General features: G+C 67.7%; 10 protein-coding genes and 1 riboswitch. Of the genes, 5 read left to right on the top strand and 5 right to left on the bottom strand.

From position 1 onward, the window contains the following. Positions 1-32 precede the first annotated feature (32 nt). A complete protein-coding gene (locus F6Q13_RS03690; protein WP_293052395.1) occupies positions 33-1,418 on the top strand; it encodes a DUF2867 domain-containing protein in 1,386 nt (461 codons plus the stop codon). A gap of 20 nt (positions 1,419-1,438) precedes the next feature. On the opposite strand, the gene F6Q13_RS03685 is transcribed toward F6Q13_RS03690, so the two are convergent. The 4 genes from F6Q13_RS03685 to F6Q13_RS03670 form a co-directional block, all read right to left on the bottom strand. Continuing rightward, positions 1,439-2,161, bottom strand: coding sequence for a type II CAAX endopeptidase family protein (locus F6Q13_RS03685; protein ID WP_293052392.1), 723 nt, complete (start codon positions 2,159-2,161; stop codon positions 1,439-1,441). Continuing rightward, positions 2,158-3,297, bottom strand: coding sequence for an NAD(P)H-binding protein (locus F6Q13_RS03680; RefSeq protein ID WP_293052390.1), 1,140 nt, complete (start codon positions 3,295-3,297; stop codon positions 2,158-2,160). Before F6Q13_RS03680 ends, F6Q13_RS03685 begins: the two co-directional genes overlap by 4 nt. 65 nt (positions 3,298-3,362) lie before the next feature. Beyond that, complete coding sequence (locus F6Q13_RS03675) at positions 3,363-4,145, bottom strand: crotonase/enoyl-CoA hydratase family protein (RefSeq protein WP_293052388.1); 783 nt, start codon at positions 4,143-4,145, stop codon at positions 3,363-3,365. Continuing rightward, on the bottom strand, positions 4,142-5,290 hold the full coding sequence (locus tag F6Q13_RS03670) for a thiolase family protein (RefSeq protein WP_293052385.1): 1,149 nt from the start codon (positions 5,288-5,290) through the stop codon (positions 4,142-4,144). The genes F6Q13_RS03675 and F6Q13_RS03670 overlap by 4 nt, the downstream gene beginning before the upstream one ends. A gap of 103 nt (positions 5,291-5,393) precedes the next feature. Between F6Q13_RS03670 and F6Q13_RS03665 the strand changes: the two genes are divergently transcribed. After that, complete coding sequence (locus F6Q13_RS03665; RefSeq protein WP_293052382.1) at positions 5,394-6,044, top strand: SDR family oxidoreductase; 651 nt, start codon at positions 5,394-5,396, stop codon at positions 6,042-6,044. A gap of 38 nt (positions 6,045-6,082) precedes the next feature. Continuing rightward, positions 6,083-6,327: riboswitch (cobalamin riboswitch) on the top strand. A 99-nt stretch (positions 6,328-6,426) separates the two neighbouring features. After that, positions 6,427-8,733, top strand: coding sequence for a 5-methyltetrahydropteroyltriglutamate--homocysteine S-methyltransferase (metE, locus tag F6Q13_RS03660; RefSeq protein ID WP_293052490.1), 2,307 nt, complete (start codon positions 6,427-6,429; stop codon positions 8,731-8,733). Positions 8,734-8,812: 79 nt separating this feature from the next. Here the strand turns inward: metE and F6Q13_RS03655 are convergent, their stop codons facing one another. Further along, positions 8,813-10,567 carry a DUF3556 domain-containing protein gene (locus tag F6Q13_RS03655; RefSeq protein ID WP_293052379.1) on the bottom strand — a complete coding sequence of 585 codons (1,755 nt, stop codon included), beginning with the start codon at positions 10,565-10,567 and terminating at the stop codon, positions 8,813-8,815. A gap of 187 nt (positions 10,568-10,754) precedes the next feature. Between F6Q13_RS03655 and F6Q13_RS03650 the strand changes: the two genes are divergently transcribed. Continuing rightward, complete coding sequence (locus F6Q13_RS03650; protein WP_293052376.1) at positions 10,755-11,204, top strand: esterase; 450 nt, start codon at positions 10,755-10,757, stop codon at positions 11,202-11,204. A gap of 199 nt (positions 11,205-11,403) precedes the next feature. Continuing rightward, entirely contained in the window at positions 11,404-11,904 is a 501-nt protein-coding gene (locus F6Q13_RS03645; RefSeq protein WP_293052487.1) for a ferritin, read from the top strand. The last annotated feature ends 86 nt before the right edge of the window (positions 11,905-11,990 follow it).

Raw genomic sequence — 11,990 nt, 5'->3', positions numbered from 1 at the left:
AAGCCGATACCGCGGCATGACGAGGAGAGCTGATGTCGGCCGGACGGATTCGCGCGCTGGTGACCGGATCGACCGGCTACATCGGCAGCCGGCTGGTGCCCCGACTGCTCGGGGAGGGCCACCACGTGCGCGCCCTGGCCCGTAACCCGGCGCGGCTCGCCGACGTGCCCTGGCGCACCCGCGCGGAGGTGGTGCGCGGCGATCTGGGTGAGATGGATTCGCTGGCTGGCGCTTTCGAAGGCATCGACGTCGTCTACTACCTGGTCCATTCCATGGGCATGGCCCGGGATTTCGCCGCGGAGGAAGCCCGTGCTGTCCACAACACGGTCAACGCTGCCCGCGATGCCGGAGTCCGACGGGTGGTCTATCTGGGGGGCTTACACACCGAAGGCCGCAAGCTTTCGCCCCACCTGGACTCCCGCAGAGTGGTCGGCGACATCCTCATCCGCTCCGGCATCGAGACGGTGGTGCTGCAGGCGGGGGTGGTCGTCGGATCGGGCTCGGGGTCCTTCGAGATGATCCGCCACCTGACCGACCGGCTGCCGGTGATGACCACACCCAAGTGGGTGCACAACAAGATCCAGCCGATCGCGATCGCTGACGTGCTGCACTACCTCGTCGCCGCGGCCACGGCGCCGGTGCCGATGTCGCGTACCTGGGACATCGGTGGACCCGACGTGCTCGAGTACGGGGACATGATGCGGATCTACGCCGACGTCGCCCGGTTGGGCAAGCGCTACCTCATCGTGTTGCCGTTCCTCACGCCGAGGATCGCCAGCCTGTGGGTTGGCACAGTCACTCCCATCCCGCCCGGCCTGGCGCGGCCGCTGATCGAGTCACTGGAATGCGACGCGGTGATGCGCAACGCCGAGGTCGACACGATCATCGCGCGGCCGCCCGACGGCCTGACCCCGTATCGCCGTGCGGTCGAGTTGGCGCTGCGGCGCTCGGCATGCGGACTCGTCGACGCGACCTGGGCCTCGGCGGAATCGGCGCCGGCCGAGCCATTGCCCTGCGACCCGGCCTGGGCCGGCGCGGTCGTCCGCATCGACGAGCGGGTTGCGGTCAGCACGGCAAAGCCCGACCACATCGTGCGCATCGCTGAGGAGGCCCTGGAAAGCGCTCGCTGGCTCTGGGTTCCGGTCGCGCCGCGGCTGAATCGCCACGTGACCCCGTGGCGCATTGTGCAGCGCCAGCCCGGCCGCACGTTGCGGGCGCGTGCCGAGCGGCGCGCACCGGGCCAGGCCTGGCTGGAGATCACGGTCACGCCCCGCGACGACGGCGCCAGCAACTGCCGGCAGCGGGCCATCTTCTTTCCCCGCGGGATACCGGGCCGGCTGTACTGGTGGGCCCTGCGGCCGGTGCACACCGTTAGGCTGTCCGCGCTGCTCCGTCGGATCGTCGCCGCGGCCGGTTAACGCCGGAAAGCCAAGCCGGGTCAAAAACCGAACACCGGTGGCAGCGCCAGCACGAGCACCAGGCTCCACACGAAGTGGGTCAACACCGGAGCCAGCACTCCGCCGGTGGCGCGACGCTCCACCGCACACACCGTGCCCAGGACGAGGGCGGCAAATCCCAGTATCGGGTTTCCGCTGGCCATTGTGGCGGCGACGTAGAGGACGGTCGAAACCAGCGCTGGATAGTGCCGGCCCAACGCGGAGTACAGCGCGCCGCGGTAGAACAGCTCTTCGGCAACGGCACCCAGCAACGCGACGGCCAGGGTGAGCCGCCAGGATCCGCGGTCGGCGAATTGCAGGACGCGGACGATCAAGTCGCGGATTACCGGGATCTCCTTGGCAATCGCCCCACCGGCCACGAAGATGCCGGCCAACAGCAGTCCGACGGTGGTGCCGGTGATGACCGGACGCTGATTGCGGCCGCGCCAGCGCAGGCCGCCCAGGTGCAGCGGGCCGGAGGCGAATGCCCCGATCATCCACACCAGTGCCAGCGCCGACGCCAACCAGTAGAAGCTCGGCTCACCGGGGTGCCGGGTCAAAGCCTGACCCAGCAGTACCGCACCGAGCACCAGCACGATGGCGACGACGACCCGCCGGCGCCGCACCACCCGGGGCGGTTCATGATGTGGCACCGCGACAGTGCTGATGGCATGGCGAATCTCCCGCAGCGCAAGGGTCTGCGGGCGGGTGCCGGGTTCTCTCAAGCGAGACGCCCCTTCGGGATCGAAGCGATCAGCATGTCCAGGCCGCTCCGCAAGGCGCCGGCAAGCGGTCCCGGGACAACGTCTACCAGCCTAAGTCCGGGCCGCGCGACGGCCGGGGTCAGCCCCGCCGCAAGCCGACGGAGGCGCAGCGCGTCGCCGCCGGCCCACAACGGGTCACTGACGGCCAGGTGATGCGGGTCGGCGAGGGCCCCGACGGGCTGGGGACGGCGGCTCGACAACGCCCGCGCCACGGCATCCGCTACACCGAGCAGACCGCCGGGTGGGTCGGGCACAAGGCCCCGCAGACCGGTGCCGGCCGCCAGCATCGGGTAATCCAGGGACTCGACGAGGTCGGCCGCCAGCCTGTCGGGCAGCGGCAGCGCGGCGGCGGTGACCCGCGAAGCCATCGCGGTGTCCACACCGCGCACCGGCACACAAGCGTGCCATGTGCCGGCAATACGCGCGTACGTTGTCAGCAGCCGCCGGTAGGAGGTGGTATCCGGGCCGGCGATGTCGTAGGCGCCGGCCGGTACCCGGTCGATGTCGGCGGCCGCGAGCAGGTAATACAGCACATCGCGGATCGATATGGGGTCGATCGGATTGTCCATCCAGCGCGGGGTCGGCATCAACGGGAAGCGATCCCCGACGTAGCGCAGCATCTCAAATGACGTCGATCCGGCGCCGATGATCAACGCCGCGCCCAGCCACACCACGTCCGGGCCGCCCTCGACACCGAGAGCGTCGGCCACTTCAGCCCGGCTGGCCAGGTGCTCGGAGAGCGTGCCGGTGTCAGGCACGAAGCCACCCAGGTAGACGATGCGGCCCACCCCGGCGTCCTTGGCGGCGGCCGCGACGTGAGCGGCCGCGGCCCGGTCGGTGTCGCGGAAGCCGGGTTGACCGATCGAATGAATCAGGTAGTAGACGACATCGACGGGGCCGACGGCGTCGAACGCCGCCCGCACCGACGCGGGATCCGCGGCATCCAAGGCGACCGCCGTGATGTCGCCGCCGAAGCCCAGCCGAGCCAGCCGCGCCGGGTCGCGACTGGTCGCCACCACCTGCTGACCGCCGTCGAGTAACGCTGCGACCAGGCGGGATCCCACATAACCTGCGGCGCCTGTCACAAGAATCCGCACGCCCCCTAACCTAGCCCGGCGACGATGCGGGCCGAAAGGCCCGAGGAGGAGCCGGGCCGGGCGATCTAGCGGGCCTTCCAGACCGGTTGACGCTTTTCGGCGAACGCCAACGGTCCTTCCCTGGCGTCTTCGGATTTCAGCAGGGTGCCGAATTCGCGTTCGCTCCGTTGCCAGCCGGGCTGCTCGTCGGTCACGACGCCTTCGTCGACGCCGTAGGCGATGCGCTTGCTCGCCTGAACCGACAGCGGCGCGTTCACGCTGACCCGCTCGGCCAGCGCCAGCGCGGCCTCGACCACGGTTCCGTCCCCGACGACCTGGTTGATCAGGCCCCACTTCGCGGCGTCGGCCGCGCTGATCGGGTCACCGGTGAACAACATCTCCAGCGCGATCTTGCGCGGCAGCTGCGCCACGATGCGGAACACCCCGCCGGCGCCGGCGATCAGCCCGCGCTTGACCTCGGGAAGCCCGAACATCGCCCGTTCCTCGGCGACCACCAGATCACTGGCCAGCGCCAACTCGGTTCCGCCGCCCAGCGCTGTCCCGTTGACCGCGGCAATGGTCGGCTTGTCGATGAAGTGGCGCACGTAGCCGGCGAAGCCCCACTCAGGGTGTTCCGGGTGATAGAGGTTCTCCCGGCGAGCGATAGCCTTGAGATCTGCTCCAGCGCAAAAAGATTTGTCACCGGCCCCGGTGATCACCACCACCCGCACCTCAGGGTCGTTACGGGCCTGCTCGAGCGCGTCGCCGACGGCGGTGCTCACCGCGCCGTTGACGGCGTTGCGCGCCTCCGGGCGGTTGATGGTGATGACCAGGACGTTGCCGCGGCGTTCGGTGACTGCCGCCGTCACAACAGTTCCAGGATAGTGGCGTTGGCCTGACCGCCGCCTTCGCACATGGTCTGCAGCCCGTAACGGATTCCCTTGTCCCGCATGTGATAGAGCAATGTGGTCATCAGCCGGGCACCCGACCCGCCGAGCGGATGGCCCAGCGCTATCGCCCCACCCTTGGGGTTGAGCTTCTTCTCGTCGGCGCCGATGTCCTTCAACCAGGCCAGCGGCACCGGCGCGAACGCCTCGTTGACCTCGAAGGCACCGATATCGTCGAGGCTCAGGCCGGAGCGGGCGAGCACTTTCCGTGTCGCCGGTATCGGCCCGGTCAGCATGATCACCGGGTTGGTCCCGGCCAGGGCCACCGAGTGCACCCTGGCGATCGGCTTGAGGCCCAGCGACTTCGCTTTCTCCGACGACATCAACAGCAGCGCCGCCGAACCGTCGGAGATCTGGCTGGAATTGCCGGCGTGGATCACGCCGTCCTCTTTGAACGCCGGCTTCAGCTCGCCCATCTTCTCGATCGTGGTACCCCGGCGGATGCCCTCGTCGGCGCGCACCGTGTTGCCGTCGGGGTCTTTGATCGCGACGATCTCATCGTCGAAAGCACCGCAATCTTGGGCTGCGGCCGCTTTTTCGTGCGAGTTGAGGGAGAACTCATCGAGCATTTTGCGGTCGAAGCCCCACTGCTCGGCGATCATCTCCGCGCCGATGCCCTGGTTGGGAATCACGTGGTCGTAGCGGTCCAGGAACTGCTGCGGGTACGGGCGGCCGCCGTTGGCCAGCGATGCGCCCATCGGTGTCCGCGACATGGATTCCACACCACCGGCCACGACGACGTCGTAGTGGCCGGCGATCACCCCGGCGGCCGCGAAGTGCACCGACTGCTGGCTGGACCCACACTGGCGGTCGACGGTGACGCCGGGCACGGTTTCCGGCCAGCCTGCGCTCAGCAGTGCGGTGCGGGCGATGTCGAGGGCCTGCTCACCGGCCTGCATCACGCAGCCCCAGATCACGTCGTCGACGATCTCGGGGTCGACACCGGCCCGGTGCACGAGCGCGTTGAGCACCTGCGCCGACAACTCGGCGGGGTGCACGCCGGACAGGCCGCCGTTGCGCTTGCCGATCGGTGAGCGCACCGCCTCGACGACGACCGCCTCAGCCATGACTCATCTCCTTGCGCCTCCTTGCGCCGCTGGGGTGTGCTTCGATTGTCGACCAACGGGTCGGACGGCCCGCAGCGGGGGGTCGACGGTAGCGTCGGCAGGCATGCCACGCGTCATCATCATCGGCGGCCACGGCAAAGTCGCGTTACGCCTGGCCCGCATCCTCTCCGAGCGCGGCGAGCGGGTCACATCGGTCTTCCGCAATCCCGCCCACACCGCCGACGTTGCCGGCACCGGAGCCCACCCCGTCGTCGTCGACGTCGAACAGCTCGACACCGATGCCCTCACCGTTCTGCTCGCCGGGCAGGACGCCGTGGTGTTCTCCGCCGGCGCGGGCGGCGGCGACCCGGCCCGCACCTACGCCGTCGACCGCGACGCCGCGATCCGGGTGATCGACGCGGCCGAACGGGCCGGCGTCAAACGGTTCGTGATGATCTCCTACTTCGGCGCTGGGCCTGACCACGGCGTCCCACACGACGATCCGTTCTTCCCGTACGCCGAGGCCAAAGCCGCCGCCGATGCGCACCTTCGCGCCAGCAGTCTTGACTGGACCGTGCTCGGCCCCGGCCGCCTCACCCTCGAGCCGGGGACCGGGCGGATCACCGTGGGCCCGACGGCGCGAGACCACCAGGTGTCCAGAGATGACGTGGCGATGGTTGTCGCGGCGGTGCTGGCCGACGACTCGACGATAGGCCGCACCATCGACTTCAACAACGGCGATGTCCCCATCGCCGAGGCCTTGGCCGCCGAGTAAACTCGACGGCGCAGCTGGTCTGCCGGCGCATGCGCCGGCATCGAGCGAGGCACGTCAGTCGCGTCTCGCAAGAGGGAACCCGGTGCGAGTCCGGGACTGTCCCGCAGCGGTATGCAGGAACGACCGCCGTCATCAGCACTGGTCACAGACTGGGAAGCGACGGCCACCGCGGGGCGACGATGCGGGCCGTACAGCGCCCGAAGAGGAGCCCCGCAACGGGGTAGGAGCACCACACGGTGCGCGCCTGCGAGTCCGAAGACCTGCCGGCTGTGCCGGGCGCGCCGCGTCCGGCGGCTTATCGCCTCGTGGAATGGGCGTCACGCCGAGATGGTCATGTCGTAAGCGGCATGTCGTGACCGGATCGGTGCTGCGTCCGGCGGCGGTGAGCCCCCATCGAGCGAAGGACGAACCCGTGACTGCTCAACCGTTTACCGCCACCGTCACCGGCTCCCCCCGCATCGGCCCGCGCCGCGAACTCAAGCGCGCGACCGAGAGCTACTGGGCAGGAAGAATCGGCCGATCCGAGCTGGAGTCCGTCGCCGCGAGCCTGCGCCGCGACACCTGCTCGGAACTGAAGCAGGCGGGCCTGGACTCGGTGCCGGTGAACACGTTCTCCTACTACGACCAGATGCTGGACACCGCAATGATGCTCGGCGCGCTGCCGGCCCGCGTGCACGGTATCGCCGACGACCTGGACCGCTACTTTGCGGCCGCCCGCGGCACCGACGACGTCGCGCCGCTGGAGATGACCAAGTGGTTCGACACCAACTACCACTACCTGGTCCCGGAGATCTCGCCGGATACCCGGTTCACGCTCGATCCCGGCAAGGTGCTCTCCGAGCTGAAAGAAGCACGCGATCAAGGGATTCCGGCGCGACCAGTGATCATCGGCCCCATCACCTTCCTGCTGTTGAGCAAGGCGGTCGACGGCGCCGGCGCGCCGATCGAGCGGCTGGACGAATTGGTGCCGCTCTACTGCGAACTGCTGTCGCTGCTGGTCGACGACGGCGCGCAGTGGGTGCAGTTCGACGAACCGGTGCTGGTGACCGACATGTGCGCCGACGCGCCGGCGCTGGCCGAACGGGTGTACACCGTGCTGGGCTCACTGACCAGGCGGCCGGCCATCCACGTCGCCACCTACTTCGGCGATCCCGGCGAAGCCCTGGCCGCGCTGGCCCGCACGCCCGTGGAAGCGATCGGCGTGGACCTGGTAGCAGGCCCGAACGCCGCGATAGCCTCGGTGCCCGAACTGGCACATAAGACGCTGGTGGCCGGAATTGTCGACGGCCGCAACGTCTGGCGTACCGATCTGGAGGCGGCGCTGAGCCGACTGGCCACGCTGCTGGGCAGCGCGGGGGCCGTGGCGGTTTCCACGTCATGCTCCACGCTGCACGTGCCGTACTCGCTGGCCATGGAGACCGATCTGTCAGACGACACCCTGCGCAGCTGGCTGGCCTTCGGCGCGGAGAAGGTTCACGAGGTGGTCACGCTTGCGCGCGCACTGCGCGACGGACGTGACGCGGTGGCCGAGGAGATCGCGGCGTCGGCGGCCGCAGTGCATTCCCGCCGCTCGGACCCGCGGCTGCACAACGAACAGCTCCGTGCCCGCATCGCCGAGATCATGGCCGCCGGCACCAAACGCGGCAACGCGGCCGACCGGCGCGAGGCCCAGAACGCGCGCCTGCAGCTGCCGCCACTGCCGACCACGACGATCGGCTCGTTTCCGCAAACGCCCGAGATCCGCCGGGCCCGCGCGGCGCTGCGCTCCGGAGCAATCGACCACGACGAGTACGTGCGCCGGATGAAGGCCGAGATCGCCAAGGTCATCGCGCTGCAGGAACAGCTCGGCCTGGACGTGCTGGTGCACGGCGAGCCGGAACGCAACGACATGGTGCAGTACTTCGCCGAGCAGCTGGAAGGGTTCTTCGCCACCCAGAACGGCTGGGTGCAGTCCTACGGCACCCGCTGCGTGCGTCCGCCAATCCTCTACGGCGACGTGATCCGGACACACCCGATGACGGTCGACTGGATCACCTACGCGCAATCGCTGACCGACAAGCCCGTCAAAGGCATGCTGACCGGGCCCGTCACCATTCTGGCGTGGTCGTTCGTGCGAGACGATCAACCACTGGCCGACACGGCGTATCAGATCGCGCTGGCGATCCGGGACGAGACGGTCGACCTGGAGTCGGCCGGTATCAGGATCATCCAGGTCGACGAGCCCGCACTGCGGGAGAAGCTACCGCTGCGCAACGCCGACAAGCAGGCGTACCTGCAATGGGCGGTCGGCGCGTTCCGGTTGGCCACCTCGGGGGTCTCCGACTCGACGCAGATCCACACCCATCTGTGCTACTCGGAATTCGGTGACGTCATCGGCGCCATCGCCGACTTGGACGCCGACGTCACGTCGATCGAGGCCGCACGCTCGCGCATGGAGGTGCTCGATGACCTCAACGACGCCGGCTTCGCCAACAGCGTGGGTCCCGGGGTCTACGACATCCACTCACCGCGAGTGCCGAGCACAGCCGAGATCGCCGACGCGTTGCGCACGGCGCTGCGCGCGGTTCCGGCTGAGCGCGTCTGGGTCAACCCGGACTGCGGCCTCAAGACGCGCACCGTCGACGAGGTGACCGCGTCGCTGCAGAACATGGTCGCCGCGGCCGCCCAGGTGCGATCGGACGTCGCCTGATCGCACCTCACCGCCGTGAAATTGCTGCGAAAAATCGCGCCGAATCTCGCCACAGTTTCACCTTCGGCGAGCGATGGGCTCAGGCGATCGTCTTGCCCGCTGAGTCGGTGTGGTGGCAGACGTGCACCGGCACGGTGTCGTCCCACGGCTGGCGGGTCACCATGTCCGCGACGCGCACATAGCCGCGCTCGAACTCGCCGGTCGCCGCGTCGACCAGGCGATATTGCTGGGTTTGGCGGTGAATGGGCTGGGCGTCGAGCATCACGATGCGCACCTCTCCCGGCTCGAAGTGGCAGCGCTTGTGCAAAGCCGCGACCAACTGCTCGTTGGAAAAGTGCCCGTCGCCGAAATTCCACCCGATCGCGGTGCTGCAGAGGCGCTCGCCGTCGGTAAGGACATAGTCGTCTTCGTTGTGGCCCGCCATCGCGCGGTGCGCCAACGTGAACAGCGCCCGGCCGTGAGTGTTGAAGGCGCGGAACGCATATCCCATATACATCGGGATCTGCGCGGCTTCCTTGCTGCCGTAGAACTTCTCCAGCTGGGCGGCCGGCATGCTGGCGATCGCCACGATTCCGTGGGCGATCTTCTCTTCGGCAGACGGCTTGACACACCACAGCGTGGTGTCCCAGTTGCCCGCGTAGTAGCGCATGCCGGGCAGGAACGAGATCTTGCGCGGGAACAGGTTGCCGAGTACGACGGTGCCCACGAGGACGCCGAACAGCACTATCGGCAGCGGCGTGGTCACGTCGTCCAGCCCGACCGCGGCGTGGCCGACGAACAGCGCCAGCACGGCAAACATCATGAAGACATTCCACTCCAGTGGCACCCCCATCGGAATCGCCGACAGGATGCCGAAGTGGAAGCACAGCATGACGAACGCGGCGATCGCCGTGGGCCAGCCGCCGCGGCTGAAGAACAGCACCAGCGGTACCAACCCCTCGATCGCGGTGCTGAAATGGGCAAGCCAGCGCGACGGGCGGCCCGGACGCAGGTCGTCGGGGAAGTGTTCGAAGAACTTCCGTTTGATGAACCGCGGCCGCAGCACCGGATTGTTGCTCATCATCGTCGAGATCACGAACGGGAAGTGCTTGTTGAGTTTGGAGGTCGCCGCGCCCAGCCAGATGACCAGGCACACCAGTTTGTCACCCACGATCATGTCCACGCCGGAGCCGGTGAACAGGAAGGCGACCGTGAGCGAGGCGTAAACCTCTCCGCGAGCGGCCAGGAAGATGACCTTGTCCCGCAGACCCAGCACCGCCAGCACGCCCAGCACCGCCCAGATCTGCCAGGCCGGCAACACCCCGATGGTCGTGCCCAGTGCCCGGACGGGCCCGGTGCCGTCGGAGAAGAGCGCGATGACCAGCAGCACCAGCAGCGCGCCGTAGAGCAGCGCGTCGACCGGAGTGCGTTCGTCGCCCCGGGTCAACGGGATGCGCCCCGGCCACGGCGGCAACCGGATGGTACCCGGGCGCAACCAGTACAAGATCGAGCCCATCGGTGGGAAGAACCGGTTGTTCAGCGGCCCGAACCCGCAGCCCAGGCCCACCACCTCGAACAGCATGGTGTAGAGCACGACCTTCTCGAACACGATCGGCTCGGCGTACCAGTGCGCAACGTCGGTGAAGCCCCCGATGCCCTTGGTGCTCAGCGCGATCAACCAGGCCCCGAGGATGTAGAGGCCGATCTTGACGACGTAGAACAGGTGCAGCAACACCGGGGTGCCGAAACCGACTTCGGCCCAGTGCCGGGCCATCGGGATGATCTTCTCAGCACGGGTGCCCTTGCTCCACTCCGCGAAGTCGATCTGCGGCGTGTCCTGTTTGAGAAATCCCATGGCCGACAGATTAGAACGTGTTCTGGTCGGCGGCTGTGCCAATGCACGGCCCGCGGCTGTTACAGTGGGGAGGCCGGGTTCAGCTCCCCGGTAGGTCGCGACGGTGCGCTCACCGCTACGCATATTCTTCGATTCCAGAGAAACAGCACCAATGCCTTTCAGCCGTCGCCGCATTCTTCTTGCTACCGTGGCCATCGCCACCGGCCTTACCGCGGCGTGCTCACACGCCCAGGACTGGGCCAGGAATCCGACCGGCATCCCGACCACTGCCAGGATCGCCACCGCCGCCGGCATGGTGCTCGTGCAAGGTGAGATCCTCAAGAAATACCAGTCCCTCGGCGGCCCGGACGGACCTCTCGGGTTGCCGATCGGTGACGCGGAGCCGGCCCCCCATGGTGGCTGGCGACAGATCTTTGCCGGCGGCGCCGTCTACTGGTCGCCGCAGACCGGCGCCCACATCGTTCGCGGCGCCATCCGCACCAGCTGGGAGTACGAATACGGCGGAGCCGCCGGCCCGCTGGGCTACCCGGTCGACGACGAACATCCCCTCGCCGGCGGATGGCAGTCACGGTTTCAGCACGGCACCATCACCTACACCGGCGGTCACCTCCACGTCGACACCGCGGCGGCGCCCTGACCGCCGTCGTCCTGACGCATTTTTCGTGCGCGCCGGGCCCAGAACTAATCTTTGTTTAGGTAAAGCTAGCCTTGTATAGGGTCGAGGAATTCTTGTCGGAGGCGATCCTAATTTAGCATCGGGTTAGTTAGGGAATGCTGACCTGAATAAGCGTTACCTTCGTTGCAAAGGCCCTTTGAACTGCGATAGCGTGCTCTTCATGAGCCAACACAAGACTCTGGACAGTAAATTTTTGTCACTGCTGCAAGAGCAGATTCACGCCGAATTCACCGCGACCCAGCAATATCTTGCAATCGCGGCGTATTTGGATAACGACGACCTGCCGCAGCTCGCAAAATTCTTTTACCGGCAGGCCGACGAGGAACGCGACCACGCGATGAAGATGGTGCAATACTTCATCGATCGCGATTTCCGCGTGGAGATCCCGGGGGCTGATCCCGTACAGAATCAGTTCGAGGGTCCTCGTCACGCGATCGAACTGGCGCTCGAGCTGGAGCGCAAGGTGACCGAGCAGATCGGGGCGCTGGTGGCCGCGGCTCGTCAGGACGGCGACTACTTGGGCGAGCAGTTCATGTGGTGGTTCCTCGCCGAACAACGCGAAGAAGAGGCGGTGATGACCACTCTGCTGCGCGCCGCCGAGCGTGCCGGAGACAACCTGTTCGACCTCGAGGAATTCGTCGCCCGCGATATCAACACCTAGTCGTCTTCACCACGCCTCCGCCTGCCTCCCGGGGGCTGTCAGCTGATGCCCGACGGTCCGTTGTCGGCCCGTAGCGCAGTGCCGGG

The organism is Mycobacterium sp. (genome assembly GCF_008709575.1).
In the GTDB taxonomy this organism is placed as follows: Bacteria; Actinomycetota; Actinomycetes; order Mycobacteriales; family Mycobacteriaceae; genus Mycobacterium.
The sequence above is the reverse complement of the archived record's forward strand: the minus strand, read 5'-3'. Positions and strand labels throughout refer to the sequence as shown.

Excerpts from the sequence above, each read along its gene's own strand:
- F6Q13_RS03645 (WP_293052487.1), top strand. The coding sequence starts at position 11,404 with ATGAGCCAACACAAGACTCTGGACAGTAAATTTTTGTCACTGCTGCAA.
- F6Q13_RS03665 (WP_293052382.1), top strand. The coding sequence starts at position 5,394 with ATGCCACGCGTCATCATCATCGGCGGCCACGGCAAAGTCGCGTTACGC.
- F6Q13_RS03655 (WP_293052379.1), bottom strand. The coding sequence starts at position 10,567 with ATGGGATTTCTCAAACAGGACACGCCGCAGATCGACTTCGCGGAGTGG.
- F6Q13_RS03690 (WP_293052395.1), top strand. The coding sequence starts at position 33 with ATGTCGGCCGGACGGATTCGCGCGCTGGTGACCGGATCGACCGGCTAC.
- F6Q13_RS03670 (WP_293052385.1), bottom strand. The coding sequence starts at position 5,290 with ATGGCTGAGGCGGTCGTCGTCGAGGCGGTGCGCTCACCGATCGGCAAG.